This is a genomic window from Granulicella mallensis MP5ACTX8 (assembly GCF_000178955.2).
In the GTDB taxonomy this organism is placed as follows: Bacteria; Acidobacteriota; Terriglobia; order Terriglobales; family Acidobacteriaceae; genus Granulicella; species Granulicella mallensis.
Genome location: NC_016631.1, coordinates 4,857,605 through 4,877,711, shown reverse-complemented (window position 1 = coordinate 4,877,711; position 20,107 = coordinate 4,857,605). Strand labels below are relative to the sequence as shown.

The window sequence follows — 20,107 nt, the reverse complement described above, 5'->3', positions numbered from 1 at the left end:
TCCTGAAAGCTCAGATATGCTGGTTGTATTCTTACAGGCATTTTGAACGGAACTCAGTAACTGCGGAGCCGCTCGTGCCAGAGGGTCGTTTTCGTTTGAATTGCCGCGTTTTTTATCACGACAAATGCTTTGACGGAGCCTGCTCGGCTTCGCTGTTTACCCGGTTTCATCGCGAGTGCATTGGCACGGCGTCGAGCTTCGACTATCACGGTCTGGTGCACCGCGCCGGTGCGCTGTACGACGAGAGCTGGTTCGCGACGGAAGGCGAAAACGCGATCGTGGACTTCAAATACTCGCCCTCGCCGCGTGTTTCGTGGTGGTTCGATCATCATCTATCGGCGTTTCTCTTGCCGGAGGACGAAGCGAACTTCTACCGGGGACAGACGAATCCCGACGGCACGCCGGGGCCGCAGGCGAGACGGCAGTTCTTCGATCCTAACTATACGAGCTGCGCGAGTTGGATCGCGCATATTGCCAGCACGAAGTTCGGCATGGACATCTCTCCCCTGGCTGAGCTGATCCACTGGGCCGATATCGTGGATGGCGCGAAGTATGAGAGCGCACAGGCTGCCGTGGAGATGGCTGCGCCTGCGATGAAGCTCACGATGGTGATCGAGAGCGCGCAGGAGAGTGCGCTGGTGCAGCGCATTATCCCCTTGCTGACGGCCATGCCGTTGCAGCAGGTGCTCGATCAGCCGTTCGTGCAGGAGTTGCTGGGACCGCTGATGGAGCGGCACTGGGCGGGGCTGGAACTCATCCGCGAGCGAGCGCAGTGTGAGCACGGCGTGATCACCTTCGACATTACCGATCAGCCGACCGAGGGCTACAACAAGTTCATCCCGTACTATGTGCATCCGGAGGGGACGTATAACGTCGGGTTATCGAAGTCGAGCTTCAGGACGAAGGTCTCTGTTGGCACGAATCCGTGGACGCCGAAGCCTGTGCATGAGCTTGTGAACCTTGCGGCGATCTGCGAGCGGTACGGCGGCGGCGGGCATGCGCGCGTTGGTGCGATCAGCTTCCCGGTGGAGAAGGAAGAGGAAGCGCGCAAGGCGGCGGCGGAGATTGTGGCGGAGTTGCGCGGGCGGGGGTAGTTACTACTCCCGGAAGCGGCGTGGTTTGCGCATGGCACCGTGCCGGATTGAGAGTAGTTTTACGGCTATTTCGGTGCGACGGTAATAGATGATGTACGGCGTTCCGGGTACGACCAACTCCCGGGTACGCTGTACATCGCCAAGCTTTCCAGAGACAGGGAACTTGCCGAGTTGTTTGACCGCGTCAAGGATTAGATGGAGTTGGCGAGCTGCGGCTTGAGCATTCTCTGCGGTTAGGTAGTTGTAGATCAGGTCTAATTCATTGGAAGCACGCCGGGACCAGCGAATCTGCATTACGCGGCTTTCGCCCCACGTATGCGCGCTTCGTAGCGAGCGACGATTTCTTCGTGCGTAACGAAGTCGCCAGCTTCAATCTGCCGATCAGCTTCTTCGAGGTCTGCGAGTAGGTTTTCATGATCCGCCAGATACGTGGCCAGAGCCTCACTCAGGATCTCTGAGCGGTCGACCTGACGGCTCGCCGCGATCTCATCGATCATAGCGATGGACTCTTCGGAGACTTTGAAGGTGACGGTCTGAAGGCTCATGAAGACAGGATAGTTCTGTGGAAGGTCTCGTGCAAGGATGCAAGGATTCGTTATGCGAAAACTTTGAAGGCTGAAGCTTATTCAAGGCCTCCAGGAAAGCGTCATTCTGAGCGTAGCGCCTCGCGTTTTTGCGAGGTGCGGAGTCGAAGAACCCCGAAGGACTTTATCTCACCCATGATCTCCAGACCTTTTCCACCACGAACGTTCAGGCTCGAGCGCTTGAGGTAGAAAAGATGCAAAGGGGATGGGCAAGATTGCAAGCCTCGGAGTCCTTCGACTACGTGTCCCCAAAGACCGGGACGCTCCGCTCAGAGCGTGTGACTTTTTGAATTGAGTGAAGCGAGGAGAAGTTTTATAACCGAGCTATGCAGGCAGGGAGAGGAATAGGGGTACGTCTTCGCAGGCCAGAGCGGGGACAACTGGGTTGGGTGGCGCAGTGCGCGGATGATCTTGTGGGGTCCAACCATGCGGTGCGTTTGGTAGCGGCGGTGGTGGAGAAGCTGGACCTATCGGGGTTCTACGAACCGATCAAGGCGCGAGCGGGTGTATCTGGTCGGGACAGCACCGATCCTCAGTTATTGGTGGGTTTATGGCTGTACGGGTGCATCCGGGGGATCGGCTCGGCGCGCGAGTTGGCGCGGCGTTGTGAGGAGAGCACGCCGTTTCTGTGGCTGTGCGGTGGAGTGACGGTCAACCATCGTCTTCTGTCGGACTTCCGCACCGATCATGGAGCTGCGCTGGACGCTTTATTTACGCAGGTGATCGCGTCGCTGGTGGATAAAGAGGTGGTGGCGGTGAGCCGTATCAGCCAGGATGGAGTGCGGGTGCGGGTAAGTGCTGGAGCGAGTAGCTTCCGTCGCGAGGAGCGTCTTCAGGATCTGTTGCGCCAGAGCCGGGAGCATGTCGAACAGTTGCGCCGGCAGGTCGAGGACGGCCTGGGCGCGGAGCTCAGCGCGCGCCAGAAGGCGGCGCGCAAGAGGGCGGCGGAAGAACGGCTGGAGCGTCTGGAACAGGCCGTGGCTCAGCTGCCCGCTCTCGAGCAGAAGCAGGCTGAAGCGGAGCGCCGGGCCGGCAACGGCAAGCATGGAGAGAAGATACGCAGGCGGGAACCCCGGGTGAGCACGACCGATCCCGAAGCCCGGCGCATGAAGATGCCCAACGGCGGCTTCAACCCGGCTGTGAACGTGCAGCTGGCCACCGATACCAGCAGCCGCGCGATCGTAGGAGTCGAAGTGACTTCTGAAGGTAGCGACAGCATCGGTCTGAGTACACCCATGCGCCAGCAGGTGGAGCAGCGCACCGGGGGGAAGGTGAAGCAGCACCTGATCGACGGCGGTTACCTGCGCAAGGACGATATCGAAAACGCCGGCGAGGTATAACTGTTCGTTCCACCTAAACCAGCCAGGTCAGCCGCCCAGCGCGGCCGCGAGTTGGAGCCAAAGCAGGGCGACAGCCCGGCGCTGCTGCGCTGGAAGAAGCGTATGGCAAGCCCCGAGGGACAGCAAATCTACAAGCAACGAGCCGCCACCAGCGAGACCGTCAATGCAGACCTTCGCACTCATAGGGGACTCACCCAGATGACCATACGGGGAACCACCAAGATGAGATGCGTCGCTCTATGGTGCGCTCTCGCCTACAACCTCTTCCACTTCGCTCACAGACTGCTCAAAACAACATAAATACCGCTTCCAAACACCCCCATCGCTCTATCCGCGACTGCTCTACCTTCTATCCCAGCCCAACAAAAACGCAAAACGCTCCTGACTCCATCCCTCAAAATCAAAAAGTCACAGCCGCTCAGGATGACGATTCTGTGGTGGGATAAAAACACGAAGGGGCGAGGTATAATCTCGCCCCTTCGTGCTTCATCTTGCGTCGATTCGCTTATGGCTTGCCGAAGTGCAGCTTCGTGATGTCGTTGAACATCACGAAGCAGGCGAAGAGGATGATGCAGACGAAGGCGACCTGGTAGACGCGCTCCTTGATCGCCATGTCGACATCGCGCCGCATGATGCTTTCGATGATCAGGAAGAGGATCATGCCGCCGTCAAGGATGGGAAACGGCAACAGGTTCATGATGCCGAGGTTGAGTGAGATCGCGCTCATCAACTGCACCACGGACCAGGGACCCATCTGTGTAGCGATGTCGATCTGCTGTGCAATGCCGACCGGGCCGCTCATCTGCTTCACCGAGACGTGCCTGGTGAACAGGCCCTTGAGGACGCGCAGGATCAGGGTTGAATCTTTGCCGTTATCGATCAGCGACTGCTTGAGGGCACTGCCCAGGGGCATCTGCTCTACGTCTGTCGGGAGGGGCAGCGGGTTGAATCCGATCAGGTAGCCCATGCCGCCAATGCCGTTGTCACGCCACTCGGGCTTAAGCTGTACGGTCCGCGTCTGGCCGTTGTGCACGACGAGCAGGGCCGCAGGGGCGCCGTTACGGTCCTTCAAATAGGCGAGCAGTGTGTTGACGGAGTGGATTTCAATCGAATCAATACGGGCCAGCGCGTCGCCCGCCACAAGCCCGGCACGTTCCGCAGGCGATCCGGGGCTGATTTGCCGGATGCCTAGCGGGCCAGCCTGCATGCGTGGAATCAGGCCTAGCTTGTCGGGCGAGAAATCGCCATTGTTGACGCTGGCAACGTCGAGACTCGCTGAGACCGTGTTGCCGTTGTGCAGGAACTTGAACGGGATAGCGTGATTGCTGAGATTGACCTCGACTTCTTCGAGAATCTGTTCCCAGGTCGGGTTGCTGACGTTGTTGAAGCCTACGATGGTGTCCCCGGTGGTGAGGCCGCTATGTGCCGCGGGAGTGTTCAGGGGAACGTAGTCGACGACAGCGGGGCCGCTCAGATACTGGTCCGTCTCGTGGTGGTAGTGGGCCACCATGGCGAGCAGGAAGAACGACAGGACGAAGTTGGCGAAGGGGCCTGCGAGCGCGATGAGGATGCGCTGCCAGCGGGTCTTCGAGGTGAACTCGTCGGGGGCGCCGGTGGTGGTTACGTTGGGGTCGCCGTTGTACTCGCCCGCCATCTTGACGTAGCCGCCCAGCGGCAGCAGGCAGATCTTGTAGTCGGTGCCGTTGTGCCGCACGCCGAAGAGGCGGGGGCCGAAGCCGATCGAGAAGGCCTCTACGCGCACGCCGCAGAGCTTGGCGACGGCGAAGTGCCCGAACTCGTGGACGAGCACCATAATGCCGAGAACGATGGCAAATTCGACGATGACGGAAAGAATGTGCATGAGAAGTGTGGGTGACCTTAGCGAGGGAAGCAGTTTCCCCGCGGGAATGACAGCAAGAAGGACAAAAGCGAATCTGTACCCCAGGCGCTTCACCGGGGGGACAGAATGGCAGATTTACCGGGCGACGAGCTCTCTTGCAAGTTCGCGTGCAGCGCGATCCGCGGCGAGCACCTCAGGGATGGACGCTGGAGAACCGCTGGTGGTGAGCGCGAGCACTTGTTCGATTGTACGTGGGATGCCCAGGAATGGCAGCTTCCCGGCCAGGAAGGCCTCGACCGCGATCTCGTCGGCGGCGTTCAGGGCGATGCAGTGGTTCTGCGAGGCGGCTGCAGCTTCATAGGCGAGGCGCAGGCAGGGGAAGCGCTCGAAGTCGGGCTGCTGGAAGTCGAGGTGCGATAGAGCCGCCATGTCGAAAGTCAGGTCGCTCGGCACGCGCTCCGGCCAGGCGAGGGCGTAGAGGATCGGCAGGCGCATGTCGGTGACCGAGATCTGCGCGAGGATGGAACCGTCTACGTACTCGACGAGGGAGTGGATCGTCGACTGCGGATGCACGGTGACGCGCACCTGGGCGGGCGGCAGGTTGAAGAGGCGGCAGGCTTCGATGATCTCGAGGCCCTTGTTGAGCATCGTCGCGGAGTCGATGGTGATGCGCTGGCCCATGACCCAGGTGGGGTGCTTGAGCGCCTGGGCAGGCGTGATGTGCCCGAAGTCCGCGAGCGGGGTGTTGCGGAACGGGCCGCCCGAGGCGGTGAGCCAGATCTGTTTGACCTCGCTGGCCGCACCTCCGCGCAGGCACTGGTGGATGGCGTTGTGCTCGGAATCGATGGGCAGCAGGTCGACGCTGTGCTCGCGGGCGGCGGCGAGAATGAGGTCGCCGGCGGCGACGAGGCACTCTTTGTTGGCCAGCCCGACGGTCTTGCCGGCGAGCACAGCTGCATAGGTGGCTTCGAGCCCAGCGACGCCGACGATGGCCGACACGACGAAGTCGGCCTCGGGCAACGTCGCCACGCGGACTGTTCCGGCTGTGCCGTAGACGACTTCGATGCCGTTGATTCCAGCGTCCTTAAGGCGCGCGGAGAGCTCATCGGCCAGCGCTTCGGTGGCGATGGAGACGACCTGGGGACGCCAGCGCTGGCACTGGGCGAAGGCCACTTCGAGGTTCGATCCGGCGGCGAGGGCGATGGGATGGAAGCGGTCCGGGTGGGACTCGCAGATGCTGAGGGTGCTTTGGCCAATGGAGCCGGTCGAGCCGAGAAGAGCGATCTTTTTCACTAGTCTATTTTCGCAGAATTGGTGGTGCTGGCGATATTCAGCGTAGCTGAGGCTCTCTCTTGAGCGAGGAGGATGGGGTTGAGGCGGTAGTTGATGTAAAGCATCGAAAGCAAAAACGTAAAGAAGGGGCTGATGCTGGGTCCCCAACCTTCGGTTTCCCAGAAATACGTCTGTATCTCGTGCCTAAGCAGGAAGGGGGCGGCAAGGAAGAGCACGGAACCGATCATCCCAAGGTAGTTCCCCCACGGGGATCGCGGTTCCCGATAGAGCATTGCGATATCCAGGAGGGCGCAGAGGGCGGTAAGCGAGAACGCTATCAACGGTGCAAGCGAACGGCCTTTTCTGCGAATCCAGAGGGACAGATAAATGCCCAGAGCGATAAGAGCGATACCGGAGCTAAGGACGACCCAAAAGACAATCCACTTGGCCTGGATCGATGCGGTCCAGGGTAGACCCTCTTCCTTCTCAAATGTCATAGGGCTCGGTTGCCATGCGAAGGCCTCGGTACCTGATCTTAAGGACGCTGAGTTGAGGATACAACGCGACCTAGAAGCTTCCCGGCGAGAAGAATTCCCGGATCACCAGGACAAACCACAGTACCGGAGCCGCGACGAGCAGCGCGTCGATGCGGTCGAGAATACCGCCGTGACCCGGCAGCAAAGTGCCTGAATCCTTTACGTTAGCGCCGCGCTTCAGGGCTGACTCCAGGAGGTCGCCGAACTGGGCGGCGACGTTCAGCAGGATGGCCAGCAGCAGGAACTGCCACCACGGTTCGGTGGTGTGCAGCTTGGTGAAGTTGGAACCATGTGCGGCGAGCCAGTCGCCCCCGAGGACGAGGCCCATGCCAAAGAGCACGCTGGCGGCGACCGATGCCAGTGCGCCTGCCCAGGTCTTGTTGGGCGAGAGCTGCGGGGCGAGCTTGCTGCGGCCGAAGTTTTTGCCGACGTACAGCGCGGCAATGTCTCCCGACCAGACGCAGAGGAAGAGGAAGAGCAGCAGCGCTGTGCCGTTGACTGTGTTCCATATCTGGGGAATCAGGGTCAGCGGATAGGCGATGTAGACCAGCATCAGCAGACCTGCGGCGGTCTCGGAGAGCACGCGATTGAGCGGCGAGCGCAGGGCGTTCCAGGTGAAGAGCACCAGGGTAGCGAACGCGACGGCGACGATGGTGTCTTGTGGACGTAGGAAGGTTGCGAGAAAGAACAGGGCGATGGAGCCGAGGGTCCACCAGAGCGGCACAGGGCTGTCGCCGGCGGCGGCGAGGCTTCGGAACTCCAGGGCGGCTAGTCCGGCAACGACGGCGGAGCATACGGTGATCATCCAGGGCTTGCCGAAGAAGACAAGCGCGATGACCAGAGCGATAAGAACGATTGCGGTGAGAATACGCTTCATGTGGTCTGGTTGAGGATACATGGAGGGGGCATGGCGAATCGAATCGCCAGCAGAAACGCCATCCCCGCGATGATGCAGTTTCGTGGGGATGGCGCTTTTGCTGAAGGAGACCAATTAGCCGCCGGCACACATGGAGAGGGGAATGTTATGTGCCTGGCAGAACTGGTCTTGTGAGGTCTTCTGGCTTGAGAGAGAGTTTTCAAACTCGTGATGAAGGACTACAGATCCGGCTACTGCTGCACCGACGCCGATGCCTCCAAGGATCAAAAAGGTCCTGAGGCGGTGGTTTGGGGGGACGGTGGTGAGATTGGCCGTTTCGACATCGGAGAGAGGCTCATTGCTGAGGACCTTGATGCGGCTGATCAGGTTGGTAATGGAGATTGACGTCCACCGTTCGAGTGCTCGCCCCTCACCGGCAAGATTTACGGGCGAGGTGATCGTCCACAGGTTGATGTTCGTCCTGGGATCGACAAGCGTGAGCTGAAAGGCCGGGCTGGTGATCGAGTAGACGTTGTCACTAGTTTCGGCGACAGCGGTGATGGGAGCAACGCCGCGGAGCTGAAAGATGAGGTCGGCCTGCTCGGGGGAGTTGACGAGCTGGAAGCGGCCCCAGGACTGCAATGCCGAAGAGACGTCGTTATAGCTGGTGGTGGGGTCGATGGGGAAGTTGGGATCCGATCCGGCGTTGCTGAGAAATACCGTGTGGGCCGAGACGATCTGTTGCACGGGAACGGCGGACCCAGGCGGCGGAGTGGCTGGCGAAGATTGTTCAATGGGAGCGGATTGAGTTGTGGTGTCAGGCGCAGCGGTTGAGTTTTGCATTCTGGCTGCATGGGCGAATTGATTGAACAGAGTGGCAAACGAAAGGACTGCGGCGATGCTGCGGAGTGCGTTCTTCATGAGACGACCCTCTGGTTTGGCGGCGAGAAACGTGCCTACCCACCTGATGGGAGCTAACGGGAAATCATTGAAGAAGATGCGCGGTTCTCGCGAATTATTTTGTTGCGGTGAAGTAAAAGAATATTTTGGCCTACCACTCAACTCGCTTGAGGAGTGCCTTCTCGACCGATGAATGGCTGCGCAAAGAGTGAACCGTTTGAGTGCTGGGTCTCATCTCTTGTGTGGCACATCCAGATCTAAAACTGAAGGGAATATCGCAACGATGGAAACTCAGGTTTCGAGCGAGAAGCTACTGGTCGACGCAGCATTGAAACAGTGGCAGACCGGCGTTGACCGGGCCAACAAGCTATTTGGGGGAGCCTCGCACGAGGTGCTGGAGCGGGAAGTGGCTCCGGGGAAGAACCGCCTGATCTATCTGCTGGGGCATCTGCTGGCTGTGAGCGACACGATGTATGCGACTCTACGTCTCGGGGAGCGACTGCATCCGGAGTATGACGCGATGTTCCTCAAAAGCTCCGATCGGGCCGTCACTCCGATTGCCTCGGCGGAGGAGCTGAAGGCTGCATGGGTTGTGGTGCACGAACGTTTGCAGGTGGAGATGGCGAAGCTCTCGGCGGCGGAGTGGCTGGAGCGTCATGCTTCGGTTTCGGAAGAAGACTTCGTGAAGGAGCCCCATCGCAATCGCTTCGCGATTTTATTGGGACGGACTAACCATCTCAGCTACCACCTCGGACAGGTTGTTCTGACGAAGTAACTAGTGGCAGGAGGCCCTACCGGGGTGCAAGCTCGGCTTCGGTAGGGAGCACGTCGCTCAGGTCTTCGTCGCTCGACTCGCCGAGGCCTCCGAAGCGGCGCTCGCGCTGCTGGTAGTCGGCGATGGCTTCGAGCAGGTGCAGGCCACGGAAGTCGGGCCAGAGGCGCTCGGTGACGAAGATCTCCGCATAGGCGATCTGCCACAGCAGGAAGTTCGAGATGCGCTGCTCGCCGCTGGTGCGGATGAGCAGGTCGGGATCGGGCATGTGGCCGGTGTAGAGGTTAGCCGAAAGCTGCGGCTCGTCGATGCGCGCCTTGATGGCGTCGTCGACGCCTTCGGCCGCGAGCATGTCCTCCAGCGAGACGCCGCGTTTCGCGGCTTCGGCGATCATCGCGTGAACGATGTTGCGGGCGGAGTCGACGATCTCAGACCGGGCCCCGTAGTTGAGGGCCAGGGTCAGTGTGGTGCCGGTATTCTTGGCGGTCTGCTCGGCGGCCCACTGCATGGTGTCCTGCACGTCGCCGGGCAGCTCGCAGGTGCGGCCAATGTAGGCCATGCGGACGTTATTGTCGTTCATCCGCTTCACGTTGGAGACGAGGTAGCTCTTGAGCAGCTTCATCAGGAAGCTGACCTCGGACTTCGGTCGGCGCAGATTGTTTTCCAGTGAGAAGGCGTAGAGCGTAAGCCACGGCAGGTCGATCCGCGAGGCGGTCTCAACGACGTGCTGCACGGACTCCGCACCCTGCTGATGGCCGAGGAAACGCTTGAGCGCGCGCTTGCCGGCCCAGCGGCCGTTGCCGTCCATGATGATGGCAACATGCTGCGGGATGCGGCTGGGCTCAAGCGTATCGTAGACTGCGCGTTCTTCGCACGTCAGTTCGTGGACACGATTGGAACGTTGGTAGACGCGGCTGGAGGATGATTCGCGCACAGGGACTCGCTCTGATGAGGTTAGCTGAAAGAATGGGATTAGGGAACAGGGGATGAAGGATAAGTGCGTCAGTTTTCAAATTGATTTCTGACAGGACCTTCAGAAATTGGAGAAGCGCCGCACCCTTCGCTCGTAAGAACGGGAGATGCGACGCCGGAAGGAGGTCTTGCAAAGAGGCGAGGGGCCTACGCCGTACGGCGCGTGCGGCCCTGCGCTATCTCGCGGACATGGTTGAGGAAGATCGACTTCTGCGTCGAGTTCAGGTGAGCAGAATACTTGGCGATCTCGGCCAGGAAGGGATCGGCCATAAGGACGGCGGTCTCGTCCTGGTGGCGGGTGGGAGCATCGCGCAGCAGGGCTGAGATGTCCACCTGGAGTGCCCGGGCAAGGCGGTCGAGGGAGGACAGCGTCGGCATGGCCTTGCCGTTCTCGATCTTCGAGATGTAGGTGCGCGGCACGTTCATGCGCGCAGCCAACTGGCGCTGTGAGAGATTGCGCACGTGACGCAGATCGCGCACGGCGCTGGCTACCTGAAGACCACCCTCGGCGGACTTGGGCGCAGGCTCAGGAACCAGGGAGATCGCGGGTTGAACTGTGGGAAGCTCCGGCAGCAAAGACTTTTTGCAGCGTCGGCAGGTGTCTGCAGAGGTGCGGAATTGCACCAGCTTGCAGTGGTCACAACGAAGGACCTCACGCTCAGTGGAAGACACAGCCTGGGGCTGAGCCTCCATTGCGCTGACGGGCGCCATCATGGTTGCCATAAATTGTCTGTTGCGGACGGCTGCCAGAGCGGGCTACCGTACGCTCACGTCCGATAAGAAGCGAGCGATGTGCCTAGATTGACACTAGGTGCCGAAAGAGTCAAGGGGTACTGCCGAAGATACCCGGAAGAAAAATGAAAAAAGAGGGAAGAGAACCAAGGTAGTTAACAGGAAGCAGGAAAACAGGAAACATCGTTGCCGGGTAGAACTCATGAACAGGTGGCAAGGAACGAATCTCCAAGGAGTGCTATCGCGAAAGCGAACGCCATGCAATCACCTTGCCATCGCTGGCGTCTACCTCCATGAAGGGTATAGGAATCGAGGTTCCCAGCGGTATGACATAAACAAGATGGGAGCCTGCCTTCCGATTCCCTGGCTCCAGCGCCCGCCACTCCAGGTGGACGTCCAGCGGCTCGCGGAAGTCGCGTTCGTTTGCTTCCGCATATTGCCGCACACACTCGATCGCCTCCGCCGCTGTGAGCATGTGCTCTGGGTGGTTCCTTGTCTGCCATCGGCGCCACAGCTCACCCAGCTTCAATTGCTCTCTCGATCTTTATGTGATGCTGTACGTCGACCAGCCCATTGCCGGCATGCCTGAAAAATCATGAGACGTTTCCACGCCAACGTGTGCGGAATACGCATTGAACCGCTTCCCACCGACTGCACCGTTGCATTGAACGGCTAAGCCATGTGTCACATTCCGTACGGAAATAATACGTCGACAACAATGCAATCTTGTTACTCCAGTGGGGCTTTTCAGAGTTACCAATGCACCATCCTTCAGCTACGCTTTAGGATGACGGCGAAAACAAGCAACGGCGAGAACGATAGTCTATGTGAGATTCGCCAAGGGGATTTGGAATGAACGAAAAGTTTACAGCGGAGCGCGCAGAGGCGTTGCTGCGGGAGTGGACGGCGAGCGAGTCGCTGGTTAAGCATGGGTTGGCGGTGGCTTGCTGTACGGAGTCCTATGGGGTTCGCGAGGCGGCTCGGCTGGGGCTTGAGGGTGAGGCGGCAGCACGGTTTGCGGAGCAGTATCGCTGTGCGGGGCTGCTGCACGACTTTGATTACGACAGGCATCCGACGCCGGAGGAGCATCCCTTCGTCGGCGTAAAGTTCCTGCGCGAGCAGGGCTGGCCGGAGGAGATGCTGCACGCGATCCTCGCCCATGCGGATTATTCGGGGGTAGTGCCGGAGACCCATCTGGATCGTGCGTTGTTTGCGTGCGATGAACTGGCCGGCTTTTTGACCGCCTGTGCGCTGGTGAAGCCTACGAAGTCGATTGCCGATGTCGAGGTGGCAGGAGTGCGGAAGAAGATGAAGGACAAGGGGTTCGCGCGAGCAGTGAAGCGCGAGGATATTACACATGGCGCGGAGTTGTTAGGGCTTCCGGTGGAGGAGCATATCGGGAACTGTCTTCGGGCGATGCAGGAGCAGGCGGGAGCTTTGGGGTTGGTGGGGATTACGTCGGAAGGCTAGTGGGGGTGAGGGGGTAGTGCGTTGAATTCCGATGGCCCGCTCGACATAGCGCGAAGCGAGTTCCCTGATGCTTTAGCGTCAGGGAGACGGAGGGAGCCGTAGCCTTTAGGCTACGGAATTCTGGCTTAGCAAAGGTGTGGCCTTAAGGCCCGGGCTCTCTTTCGGCTGCGAACAAAAGGCCCGGGGCTGAAGCCCGATTCTTGCCTGCCCCTGATTCCGTGGCCTAAAGGCCACGGCTCCCTCCGTACCGCGACGCTAAAGCATCAGGGAACTCGCTACGCGCTGTGTTGAACGGGCCATCAGAATTCAACGAACTAACGCCTCATCCCACTAACGGCAACCACGCAGGATGGCGAGCCAGGCGAACGAGAGGATGAGGGAGCCGATAATTCCAATGGCGATCACGGGATTACGCGCGAGAGGCACGGAACCGGATTTACTGTGTTCGTGTGGGGCTTCCGGATTGTAGTGGAGAGGGAAGAGTGTGCCTTGGGGAACCGCCGTCTTTGAGGTGTACTTGCCCGTGTGGATCTCGCCGTTGGCCCAGTAGTTGAACGAGATGAGGAAGTGCTTGGTGGTTGGCACTCCGAACGCGAGGGCGCGCCCGGCGCCGAACTCGTACTTGCAGGCGGTGACGGTAGCCATTGCCTCCGGCCACGTTTCGGTGGGTGATTGAGGCCTCAAGAGAGTAACTCCGAGGAGGCGAGGCGCTGAATGCTAAGGCTGGCGAAGGCCTGGTTGGCGGCGTCGATCGTGCCGGGCAGATCGATGGCGCGGCTGAGGTCTTCGACGACGAGAGCCTCGAAGCCGAGTTTGGCTGCGGCCAGCGCGGAGAAGCCGACGCAGAAGTCGTAGGCGAGGCCGGCGAAGAAGAGCCGCTTCAGTCCGCGCTCGCGCAGGTAGCCCGCGAGGCCGGTGGGTGTCGCGCCGTCGTTTTCGGTGAAGGCGGAGTAGCTGTCGATGTTCTGCCGGAAGCCCTTCCTCAGGATGAGTTCGGCGTGAGGAAGGGCGAGATCGGGGTGTATCTCCGCGCCGCGTGAACCCTGGAGGCAGTGGTCGGGCCAGAGGGTCTGGGTGCCGTAGGGAGCTTCTATCGTGTCGGTGAAAGGCTGCTTGCCGTGTGTGCTGGCGAAGGAGATATGAGCTGCCGGGTGCCAGTCCTGCGTGAGAATCACGTGGTCGAATCTGGCGGCCAGCGCCTTGATGCCGGGAATGATGGAGTCGCCGTCGTGGACGGCCAGGGGCCCGCCGGGCAGGAAGTCGAGCTGCATGTCGATGATGAGGAGCGCGTCGGTGGGGCGGAGGATATTGGGCATGGTTACTCCTCGGGCGGAGTCAGTAAAGGTTCAATGTCTCTGGCGCCGTGAAGGACGTCCACGACGAGTATAAGATTTGCAGCTTCTACGAATCGATAGAACAACAGATAGCGCGGAAACCCCGTGATCAGGATACTGCGCAGGTCCGAAAGATCCGGATGCCTGAAGAAACAGGGACTTCCCATCTGCGGAAAGCGTTTGAGATCAAGGATGGTTTTATCCACTGCGGCGTTCCAACGTTCTGCCAGTGATATGTCGCCGACAGAGGCAAAGTAATCTGCCTGATCGAGAAGAGATGCTGTAGCGGCGTCACGGAACTCGACAGAGATCAAGCCGCTTTGTCCTGACGGTCTTGTCTTTTTTTACGAAGAAGCGCGAGAATGCCGCCGCGTTCGACTTCGTCCGAGGTGAGGACAATGGAATCGCCCTTGAGAGCTTCCACCAGCCGCGCTTCGAGCGCCTGCCGATGGCGGTCATGGTCGGCGGAGATGAGCTCCGCGATGTACTCGCTGGGCGTGGCGTAGGCTCCGTCTTCAATCGCTGCATCGACGTAAGCCTTGATAGGCTCCGGAAGCGAGATGTTTAGCGAGGTTGCCATACGTGTATAGGATGACAGTTTGCAGGGTGGGGTTCAAGCGAAAAGACATCGTATCCAGCCAGTTGGAATTGTCCATGGCCAGGATGGGAGCGCATTGACTCAGGGGTGCTATCCTTGCGAGTTCTGCGGACGAGTGCTTGGGATGGTGCGATGGCGGGTGATTTGAAGGCGGCAAACAGGTTGGAGTCGAAGCTGGAGAGTGGGTCTGTGCGGGCTGGAGCGAACCGCGCGGCGATGGTGGCGCTGCTTGGTGGAATGCGCGCTGAAGAAGACATCATCCGCCAGGGCGGCGGTGAGAAGGCTGCCGAAGCCCAGCGTGCCAAGGGCCGGTTGACGGTGCGCGAGCGGTTGGCACTGCTGCTCGACCGGGACTCTGAGTGGACCGAGCTGGGGCTGTGGGCGGCGCATGGAATGTATGCGGAGTTCGGCGGCGCGCCGGGAGCGGGTGTGGTCACGGGGCTGGGACGCGTCGAGGGACGGCTGTGCATGATCGTCGCCAACGATGCGACCGTGAAGGCGGGCGCGTTCTTTCCGATGACGGCGAAGAAGGTGCTGCGCGCGCAGACGATCGCGCTCGAGAACCGCATTCCGACGTTGTACCTGGTGGACTCATCTGGTGTCTTTCTACCGCTGCAGGAGGATGTGTTTCCCGACCAGGACGACTTCGGCCGCGTCTTCCGCAACAACGCGGTGATGAGCTCGCTGGGTGTGCCGCAGATCACAGCCATCATGGGGATGTGTGTCGCGGGCGGAGCGTATCTGCCGGTGATGACCGATACCGTGTTGATGACGGAGGGCTCGGGGCTGTTTCTTGCGGGGCCTGCACTGGTGCAGGCGGCGATTGGGCAGAAGACTCCGGCGGAGGAGCTGGGCGGGGCGCAGATGCACGCGGAGATCTCCGGCACGGTGGACTTCAAGGAGCCGAACGACCATCTGTGTATTGCGCGGCTGCGGAGTCTGGTGGGGAAGCTAGGGTCCAGAGTGCCAGGGGCCAGGGCTCAGGGGCCAGGGCCCAGAGGGCAAAGTTCGCTGGCCCCTGAGCCCTGGGCCCTAAACCCTGAACCCTTTAGCCGCATAGCGTTCGATGCAGAGCGCGATAAGCCCCGGTTTGCGGCGGAGGATTTGTATGGGTTGATGGACCCTGATCCGGCGAAGGCTTCGACCAACAGCTACGACGTGCGTGAGGTGATTGCGCGGATGGTCGATCGCTCGGAGTTCGATGAGTACAAGGCGGAGTTTGGGCGAACGCTGGTGTGTGGCTATGCCAGGATCGGCGGACGGGCCGTGGGGATCGTCTCTAATCAGAAGCAGCATCAGCAACAGACGGTTGCGATGGGGCCGCAGGCGGGAACCAAGCGCACGGAGTTCGGCGGCGTCATTTACACGGAGAGCGCGCAGAAGGCGGCGCGGTTCATCATGGATTGCAACCAGCAGCTTGTGCCGCTGGTGTTTCTGCACGATGTCAACGGCTTCATGGTGGGTAAGGATGCGGAGTGGAGCGGCATCATCCGCGCTGGCGCGAAGATGGTGTCGGCGGTGTCGACTTCGGTGGTGCCCAAGATCACGGTGATTCTTGGCGGCTCGTTCGGTGCGGGGCACTATGCGATGTGCGGCAAGGCCTACGACCCGCGGTTTCTGTTTGCATGGCCGACGGCACGGTATGCGGTGATGAGCGGAGCTTCGGCTGCGAATACGCTGGTTGAGGTGCGTGTGAAGCAGCTGGAGCGGGCGGGCAAGGTCTTGTCGGCGGAGGAGAAGGCGGGCATCTACGATGAGATCAAGGCGACGTATGATGCGCAGGCCGATCCTCGGTACGGCGCGGCGCGACTGTGGATCGATGCGATCATTGACCCGGTAAAGACGCGTGAGGTGCTGATGACGGCGCTGGAAGCGTGTGCGATGAATCCAGAAGTACCGAAGTTTAATCCCGGGGTTTTGCAGACTTAAGAAGTAAGTTGTCGGGTGTAGCGTAGAGGTCGAAGGAGTCTAGGACGTGGTGAAGATTGTTGAATGCCCGCGCGATGCGTGGCAGGGGCTACCGAAAGTAATGCCGGCCGAGGTAAAGGCGCGGTATCTGCGTGCGCTGATCGAGAGCGGGTTCTCGCATATCGATGCGGTGAGCTTTGTGTCGGAGAAGGCTGTGCCCCAGATGGCCGACTCCGAACTGGTGCTCGATTACCTCGACCCGCCCGATGATGTCGAGATCATCGGTATCGTTGTGAACGCGAAGGGTGCGGAGCGCGCCGTGAAGACGGGTGCGGTGCAGACGCTGGGCTTTCCGTACTCCATCTCGACGCAGTTTCTCGACCGCAACCAGCGGCAGACGCCGGAGGAGGCGCTTGACCAGTTGGAGCAGATCGGTGAGCTGGCCTACAAGGCCGGACTCGACCTGGTGGCGTACATCTCGATGGCGTTTGGCAATCCCTATGGCGATCCTTGGGACATCGACGAGGTGGTCAGCGCGGTCGATCTGATGGTGGATGCAGGAGTGCTGCAGGTGTCGCTCTCCGATACCGTGGGCGTGGCTTCGCCGGAGCTGATACGGAGCGTGGTGGGCTGCGTGATGGGCGTGCATGAGGGCCTGGAGATCGGAGTCCACCTGCATGCGAGGCCCGACGAGGCTGCCGCGAAGGTAAGGGCCGCGTACGAGGCAGGTTGCCGGAGATTTGACGGTGCGATCGGCGGATTGGGCGGATGCCCGTTTGCGCAGGATACTCTGGTCGGCAATCTTCCTACGGAGGTCCTGCTGGCGACGCTGGCAGAGCTGGGTGCCAAATTGCCGGAACTGCGGCCCCTCGACGGATTGGTTACAGCCAGTGCAGAGATCGCGAAGAAGTATGGAGCAGTACTGCAGTAAGACACTTATCACTGCTTTGTGAGGTGGCGATGTCTACGGTACGCATTGAAGACGAACTCGGGATTCGGACGATTACGTTGAATCGTCCGGAGCGGCGGAATGCGCTTGTGCCGGAGATGCAGGAGGAGTTGATCGCTGCCCTGAAGGGTGCGGAGTCTGCCGGTGCCCGGGTTGTCGTGCTGGCGGGTGCGGGGGAGGCGTTCTGTGCGGGGCTGGATCTGTCGGCGCTGCAGGGGATGGCTGGGCAGTCTGCTGAGGAGCATCGCGTCGACGCTGAGCGCATCGGGCGGATGTTCCGTGCGCTGTGGGAGTGCGATCTGCCGACGTTGGCCGTTGTACAGGGTCCGGCGGTTGCCGGTGGAACCGGTCTGGCGACGATCTGCGACTTTACGCTGGCTTCTCCTGAGGCCAAGTTTGGCTATACCGAGGCGCGGATTGGCTTTGTGCCGGCGCTGGTGAGTGCGTATCTGGCACTGCAGTTGGGAGACAAGGCGGCTCGCGGCCTGCTGCTGAGCGCCCGGATCTTCGGTGCGGACGAGGCGTTGCGTCTGGGACTTGTGAGTGAGATTGTTGAACGTGGGCAGCTCCAAACGCGGGTGATGGAGCTTGCGGCGCAACTGATGGCCAATTCGCCAGAGAGTCTGCGGGCGACCAAACGGTTGTTGCGTGCGCAGCAGACGGAACGGCTGGATCGGGCGCTTGCCCTGGCGATGGAGGCCAATGCGGCCTCGCGGCAGACGGCGGATTTTCGGGAGGGCGTGGCTGCGTTCCTGGAAAAGCGGAAACCGGTGTGGAAATAGAGCGGGTACAAAACGGCGTGGATATTTATACCAATGAAACACAGGCTGGCATCTTCTAAGTAACTCGCTAAACTGTTGCTATGAGTGAGATGGAACAGATGTTGGAACGTGGTTTTGGCGAGACGCGCGTGCGTGTGCGGTATGCCGAGACCGACCAGATGGGTGTCGTGTATCACGCGAACTACCTGGTCTGGTTTGAGGTGGGCCGCGTCGAGTTCATCCGGCAGATGGGCATGGATTACAAGAGCTTCGAGTCTGAGGACGGTGCGATGATCGCCGTGGTCGAAGCCACTGCTCGCTACAAGTCTCCTGCGCGCTATGACGACGAACTGATTGTGCGGACGTGGCTGGTGGGCATGCGCGGCCCGCTTCTGCGGCTGCGTTATGCGATTGTGCGCGCTGCAGATGAGGTGTTATTGTGCGAGGGCGAAACGGTGCATATCGTCGTCGGCCGCGATATGAAGCGGCGGGAGATGCCGGCAAGATTCGCGGAGCGTTTTGCGGCCATGCTGCATCGAACGAAGCAGGCTGTGCCGGATCAGTGTGCGCAGGTAGTGTCGGAACGGGGAGCGAAAGATGAGTGAGAAGAAGGTTGCGCTGATTAGTGGAGCAAACAAGGGAATCGGTCTTGAGACGGGGCGGCAGCTCGGCAAGCTCGGCTATACGATTCTGCTGGGTTCGCGCGATGCCCTGAAGGGCGAGGTGGCGGCGCGGCAGTTGCGTGGCGATGGCGTGGACGCGCGGGTGGTAAAGCTCGATGTTGTCCGGCAAGCGGATATTGACGCGGTCGCGAAGCTGATTGCAAGCGAGTTCGGCAAGCTCGACGTGCTGGTGAACAACGCGGGCGCCATGATCGAAAAGAGCTGGACGAAGAACAGCACCAGCGAGACGAAGGTCGCCGATCTTCGCGCGACGTTTGAGACGAACCTGTTCGCCGTTCTGGCATTGACGCAGGCGTTGCTGCCGTTATTGAAGAAGTCGGAGGCGGCGCGGATCGTGAATGTGTCCAGCATCCTTGGTTCGGTGAGTCTGCAGGCGACGAAGGGCTCGCCGACCTACGACACCAAGCTGTTTGCGTATAACTCGTCAAAGGCCGCTCTGAACGTCTTTACAATTCATCTCGCGCATGAGCTGCTCGGGACCAAGATCAAGGTGAACTCGGCGCATCCTGGCTGGGTGCATACGGATATGGGCGGCAGCGCGGCTCCGATGAACGTGGTCGATGGCGCGAAGACTGAGGTTCAGCTTGCGACGTTACCGGAAGATGGGCCGACGGGTGGGTTCTTCCATTTGGGTAAAGAGCTTGCCTGGTAGATAACTGTCTTTCGCCGTCATCCTGAGCCGTTGGCTCAGGATGACGGCGAAAGACAAAGCTTAAACTTTGCGGGCCTTCTCCCAGGCCTTCGCATATTTCCAACTGGTGTAGGTGGCGTGGTAGAGGTGCAGTAGCAAGCCTTCGCGGCCATCGAGGAAGCCCAGGCGAAAGAAGTAGTTCCACAGAAACATGACTTGCGGAACCACAAAGATATTGCTCAGAAAGCTTAGCAGGGAACGGCTGGTCCGGCCCTTGGCTACGAGCAGGTCCGCGCCCAGGCCGCTGTAGCGATCCATATGCTCGATGTAGGTGGAGAGCGCCGGGTAGGCGTTGTGGACGAGATCGAAGTCCAGCGTACCGGCTGCGCCGTCGAAGGCGATGGTCTCGTGAACGGGGCGCTCTTCAAACTGCGGCGTCAGCGCGAAGTTCGCTGCACTGCGGCGGAAGAGGCGCAGCTTCGGGTCAGGATAGAATCCGCCGTGCTTGATCCAGCGGCCTAAAAACAGGTTGCGCCGGCGCAGATAGTAGGCGTCGATCGGTGGATTCGAGGCCAGCATCGTTCGTATCTGTGTCTGCAGCTCAGGGGTGAGCTCTTCGTCGGCGTCGAGGGAGAGAATCCATGTGCCCGAGCACTGGGAGATGGCAAAGTTCTTCTGCGCGGCGAAGCCCGGCCAGGCGCGCTCGATCACGCGAGCGCCCAGGGTGTGGGCGATCTCTACGGTGCGATCGGTTGACCCGGAATCGACGACGACGATCTCGTCGGCCCAGCGCACACTCGTGAGCGTGCGGGGCAGATTTTCTTCTTCGTTCAGGGTGACGATGGCGACGGAGACGAGCATGGCACCTTGGGTCA

The 20,107-nt window shown here is 60.3% G+C and carries 25 protein-coding genes; 10 read left to right on the top strand and 15 right to left on the bottom strand.

From position 1 onward, the window contains the following. The first annotated feature begins 95 nt into the window (after positions 1 to 95). Entirely contained in the window at positions 96 to 1,094 is a 999-nt protein-coding gene (locus ACIX8_RS19050; RefSeq protein WP_150110672.1) for a phosphoesterase, read from the top strand. A 3-nt stretch (positions 1,095 to 1,097) separates the two neighbouring features. Here the strand turns inward: ACIX8_RS19050 and ACIX8_RS19045 are convergent, their stop codons facing one another. Together ACIX8_RS19045 and ACIX8_RS19040 are read right to left on the bottom strand one after the other, a co-directional pair. Next, entirely contained in the window at positions 1,098 to 1,388 is a 291-nt protein-coding gene (locus tag ACIX8_RS19045) for a type II toxin-antitoxin system RelE/ParE family toxin (RefSeq protein WP_014267012.1), read from the bottom strand. Continuing rightward, positions 1,388 to 1,639 carry a CopG family ribbon-helix-helix protein gene (locus tag ACIX8_RS19040; protein WP_014267011.1) on the bottom strand — a complete coding sequence of 84 codons (252 nt, stop codon included), beginning with the start codon at positions 1,637 to 1,639 and terminating at the stop codon, positions 1,388 to 1,390. Before ACIX8_RS19040 ends, ACIX8_RS19045 begins: the two co-directional genes overlap by 1 nt. Before the next feature lie 365 nt (positions 1,640 to 2,004). On the opposite strand from ACIX8_RS19040, the gene ACIX8_RS19030 reads away from it, so the two are divergent. Continuing rightward, positions 2,005 to 3,018, top strand: coding sequence for a transposase (locus ACIX8_RS19030; RefSeq protein ID WP_083836726.1), 1,014 nt, complete (start codon positions 2,005 to 2,007; stop codon positions 3,016 to 3,018). Positions 3,019 to 3,069: 51 nt separating this feature from the next. Further along, the gene (locus ACIX8_RS24800) at positions 3,070 to 3,318 is read left to right on the top strand and encodes a transposase (protein WP_190273702.1); all 249 of its coding nucleotides are present in this window, start codon (positions 3,070 to 3,072) and stop codon (positions 3,316 to 3,318) included. Between the two features lie 205 nt (positions 3,319 to 3,523). On the opposite strand, the gene rseP is transcribed toward ACIX8_RS24800, so the two are convergent. The 5 genes from rseP to ACIX8_RS19005 form a co-directional block, all read right to left on the bottom strand. Next, positions 3,524 to 4,879, bottom strand: a complete 1,356-nt coding sequence (gene rseP / locus ACIX8_RS19025) for an RIP metalloprotease RseP (RefSeq protein ID WP_014267010.1) — start codon at positions 4,877 to 4,879, stop codon at positions 3,524 to 3,526. Between the two features lie 114 nt (positions 4,880 to 4,993). Further along, entirely contained in the window at positions 4,994 to 6,151 is a 1,158-nt protein-coding gene (gene dxr, locus ACIX8_RS19020) for a 1-deoxy-D-xylulose-5-phosphate reductoisomerase (protein WP_014267009.1), read from the bottom strand. Continuing rightward, complete coding sequence (locus ACIX8_RS19015; protein WP_014267008.1) at positions 6,151 to 6,627, bottom strand: hypothetical protein; 477 nt, start codon at positions 6,625 to 6,627, stop codon at positions 6,151 to 6,153. The genes dxr and ACIX8_RS19015 overlap by 1 nt, the downstream gene beginning before the upstream one ends. A 70-nt stretch (positions 6,628 to 6,697) precedes the next feature. Next, positions 6,698 to 7,543: a phosphatidate cytidylyltransferase gene (locus ACIX8_RS19010; protein ID WP_014267007.1), complete on the bottom strand. Its 846-nt coding sequence runs from the start codon at positions 7,541 to 7,543 to the stop codon at positions 6,698 to 6,700. Positions 7,544 to 7,657: 114 nt separating this feature from the next. Beyond that, positions 7,658 to 8,443 (bottom strand): hypothetical protein, encoded by a 786-nt coding sequence (locus tag ACIX8_RS19005; protein ID WP_014267006.1) that lies wholly within the window; start codon positions 8,441 to 8,443, stop codon positions 7,658 to 7,660. A 262-nt stretch (positions 8,444 to 8,705) separates the two neighbouring features. Between ACIX8_RS19005 and ACIX8_RS19000 the strand changes: the two genes are divergently transcribed. Then, positions 8,706 to 9,197 (top strand): DinB family protein, encoded by a 492-nt coding sequence (locus ACIX8_RS19000; RefSeq protein WP_014267005.1) that lies wholly within the window; start codon positions 8,706 to 8,708, stop codon positions 9,195 to 9,197. A 16-nt stretch (positions 9,198 to 9,213) separates the two neighbouring features. Here the strand turns inward: ACIX8_RS19000 and uppS are convergent, their stop codons facing one another. The 3 genes from uppS to ACIX8_RS18985 form a co-directional block, all read right to left on the bottom strand. Beyond that, the gene (gene uppS, locus ACIX8_RS18995; RefSeq protein ID WP_014267004.1) at positions 9,214 to 10,128 is read right to left on the bottom strand and encodes a polyprenyl diphosphate synthase; all 915 of its coding nucleotides are present in this window, start codon (positions 10,126 to 10,128) and stop codon (positions 9,214 to 9,216) included. Positions 10,129 to 10,313: 185 nt separating this feature from the next. Further along, on the bottom strand, positions 10,314 to 10,889 hold the full coding sequence (locus tag ACIX8_RS18990) for a helix-turn-helix domain-containing protein (RefSeq protein WP_014267003.1): 576 nt from the start codon (positions 10,887 to 10,889) through the stop codon (positions 10,314 to 10,316). 247 nt (positions 10,890 to 11,136) lie between these two features. Next, positions 11,137 to 11,373, bottom strand: coding sequence for a hypothetical protein (locus tag ACIX8_RS18985; RefSeq protein ID WP_014267002.1), 237 nt, complete (start codon positions 11,371 to 11,373; stop codon positions 11,137 to 11,139). 377 nt (positions 11,374 to 11,750) lie between these two features. On the opposite strand from ACIX8_RS18985, the gene ACIX8_RS18980 reads away from it, so the two are divergent. Beyond that, on the top strand, positions 11,751 to 12,368 hold the full coding sequence (locus ACIX8_RS18980; RefSeq protein ID WP_014267001.1) for an HD domain-containing protein: 618 nt from the start codon (positions 11,751 to 11,753) through the stop codon (positions 12,366 to 12,368). A 330-nt stretch (positions 12,369 to 12,698) separates the two neighbouring features. On the opposite strand, the gene ACIX8_RS18975 is transcribed toward ACIX8_RS18980, so the two are convergent. From ACIX8_RS18975 to ACIX8_RS18960, 4 genes are read right to left on the bottom strand one after another with little or no spacing between them, the layout of a single operon-like run. Then, complete coding sequence (locus ACIX8_RS18975; protein WP_014267000.1) at positions 12,699 to 13,013, bottom strand: hypothetical protein; 315 nt, start codon at positions 13,011 to 13,013, stop codon at positions 12,699 to 12,701. A 35-nt stretch (positions 13,014 to 13,048) separates the two neighbouring features. Then, entirely contained in the window at positions 13,049 to 13,684 is a 636-nt protein-coding gene (locus ACIX8_RS18970) for a nicotinamidase (RefSeq protein WP_014266999.1), read from the bottom strand. A gap of 2 nt (positions 13,685 to 13,686) precedes the next feature. Continuing rightward, positions 13,687 to 14,016: a type II toxin-antitoxin system RelE/ParE family toxin gene (locus ACIX8_RS18965; RefSeq protein WP_014266998.1), complete on the bottom strand. Its 330-nt coding sequence runs from the start codon at positions 14,014 to 14,016 to the stop codon at positions 13,687 to 13,689. Continuing rightward, the gene (locus tag ACIX8_RS18960; protein WP_014266997.1) at positions 14,013 to 14,282 is read right to left on the bottom strand and encodes a ribbon-helix-helix domain-containing protein; all 270 of its coding nucleotides are present in this window, start codon (positions 14,280 to 14,282) and stop codon (positions 14,013 to 14,015) included. The genes ACIX8_RS18965 and ACIX8_RS18960 overlap by 4 nt, the downstream gene beginning before the upstream one ends. 150 nt (positions 14,283 to 14,432) lie before the next feature. Here ACIX8_RS18960 and ACIX8_RS18955 point away from each other — a divergent pair, with 150 nt between their 5' ends. The 5 genes from ACIX8_RS18955 (at position 14,433) to ACIX8_RS18935 (ending at position 19,253) form a co-directional block, all read left to right on the top strand. After that, a complete protein-coding gene (locus tag ACIX8_RS18955; RefSeq protein ID WP_014266996.1) occupies positions 14,433 to 16,229 on the top strand; it encodes an acyl-CoA carboxylase subunit beta in 1,797 nt (598 codons plus the stop codon). Between the two features lie 49 nt (positions 16,230 to 16,278). Further along, positions 16,279 to 17,139: a hydroxymethylglutaryl-CoA lyase gene (locus ACIX8_RS18950; protein ID WP_223295387.1), complete on the top strand. Its 861-nt coding sequence runs from the start codon at positions 16,279 to 16,281 to the stop codon at positions 17,137 to 17,139. A gap of 29 nt (positions 17,140 to 17,168) precedes the next feature. Beyond that, positions 17,169 to 17,939, top strand: coding sequence for an enoyl-CoA hydratase/isomerase family protein (locus ACIX8_RS18945; protein WP_014266994.1), 771 nt, complete (start codon positions 17,169 to 17,171; stop codon positions 17,937 to 17,939). A gap of 89 nt (positions 17,940 to 18,028) precedes the next feature. Further along, a complete protein-coding gene (locus ACIX8_RS18940) occupies positions 18,029 to 18,523 on the top strand; it encodes an acyl-CoA thioesterase (RefSeq protein WP_317623987.1) in 495 nt (164 codons plus the stop codon). Beyond that, complete coding sequence (locus tag ACIX8_RS18935; protein WP_014266992.1) at positions 18,516 to 19,253, top strand: SDR family oxidoreductase; 738 nt, start codon at positions 18,516 to 18,518, stop codon at positions 19,251 to 19,253. The genes ACIX8_RS18940 and ACIX8_RS18935 overlap by 8 nt, the downstream gene beginning before the upstream one ends. Before the next feature lie 60 nt (positions 19,254 to 19,313). Here the strand turns inward: ACIX8_RS18935 and ACIX8_RS18930 are convergent, their stop codons facing one another. Beyond that, positions 19,314 to 20,093, bottom strand: a complete 780-nt coding sequence (locus ACIX8_RS18930; RefSeq protein ID WP_014266991.1) for a glycosyltransferase family 2 protein — start codon at positions 20,091 to 20,093, stop codon at positions 19,314 to 19,316. Positions 20,094 to 20,107: the final 14 nt, after the last annotated feature.

Bases quoted from the DNA above. Each gene is read 5' to 3' on its own strand.
- ACIX8_RS18940 (WP_317623987.1), top strand. From the start codon at position 18,029: ATGGAACAGATGTTGGAACGTGGTTTTGGCGAGACGCGCGTGCGTGTG.
- ACIX8_RS19010 (WP_014267007.1), bottom strand. From the start codon at position 7,543: ATGAAGCGTATTCTCACCGCAATCGTTCTTATCGCTCTGGTCATCGCG.
- ACIX8_RS18975 (WP_014267000.1), bottom strand. From the start codon at position 13,013: ATGGCTACCGTCACCGCCTGCAAGTACGAGTTCGGCGCCGGGCGCGCC.
- ACIX8_RS19045 (WP_014267012.1), bottom strand. From the start codon at position 1,388: ATGCAGATTCGCTGGTCCCGGCGTGCTTCCAATGAATTAGACCTGATC.
- ACIX8_RS18960 (WP_014266997.1), bottom strand. From the start codon at position 14,282: ATGGCAACCTCGCTAAACATCTCGCTTCCGGAGCCTATCAAGGCTTAC.
- ACIX8_RS19015 (WP_014267008.1), bottom strand. From the start codon at position 6,627: ATGACATTTGAGAAGGAAGAGGGTCTACCCTGGACCGCATCGATCCAG.
- ACIX8_RS19040 (WP_014267011.1), bottom strand. From the start codon at position 1,639: ATGAGCCTTCAGACCGTCACCTTCAAAGTCTCCGAAGAGTCCATCGCT.
- rseP (WP_014267010.1), bottom strand. From the start codon at position 4,879: ATGCACATTCTTTCCGTCATCGTCGAATTTGCCATCGTTCTCGGCATT.
- ACIX8_RS18990 (WP_014267003.1), bottom strand. From the start codon at position 10,889: ATGGCAACCATGATGGCGCCCGTCAGCGCAATGGAGGCTCAGCCCCAG.
- ACIX8_RS19000 (WP_014267005.1), top strand. From the start codon at position 8,706: ATGGAAACTCAGGTTTCGAGCGAGAAGCTACTGGTCGACGCAGCATTG.
- ACIX8_RS18935 (WP_014266992.1), top strand. From the start codon at position 18,516: ATGAGTGAGAAGAAGGTTGCGCTGATTAGTGGAGCAAACAAGGGAATC.
- ACIX8_RS19005 (WP_014267006.1), bottom strand. From the start codon at position 8,443: ATGAAGAACGCACTCCGCAGCATCGCCGCAGTCCTTTCGTTTGCCACT.
- ACIX8_RS18985 (WP_014267002.1), bottom strand. From the start codon at position 11,373: ATGCTCACAGCGGCGGAGGCGATCGAGTGTGTGCGGCAATATGCGGAA.
- ACIX8_RS18980 (WP_014267001.1), top strand. From the start codon at position 11,751: ATGAACGAAAAGTTTACAGCGGAGCGCGCAGAGGCGTTGCTGCGGGAG.
- ACIX8_RS18955 (WP_014266996.1), top strand. From the start codon at position 14,433: ATGGCGGGTGATTTGAAGGCGGCAAACAGGTTGGAGTCGAAGCTGGAG.
- ACIX8_RS18970 (WP_014266999.1), bottom strand. From the start codon at position 13,684: ATGCCCAATATCCTCCGCCCCACCGACGCGCTCCTCATCATCGACATG.
- ACIX8_RS19030 (WP_083836726.1), top strand. From the start codon at position 2,005: ATGCAGGCAGGGAGAGGAATAGGGGTACGTCTTCGCAGGCCAGAGCGG.
- ACIX8_RS18945 (WP_014266994.1), top strand. From the start codon at position 17,169: ATGTCTACGGTACGCATTGAAGACGAACTCGGGATTCGGACGATTACG.
- ACIX8_RS18930 (WP_014266991.1), bottom strand. From the start codon at position 20,093: ATGCTCGTCTCCGTCGCCATCGTCACCCTGAACGAAGAAGAAAATCTG.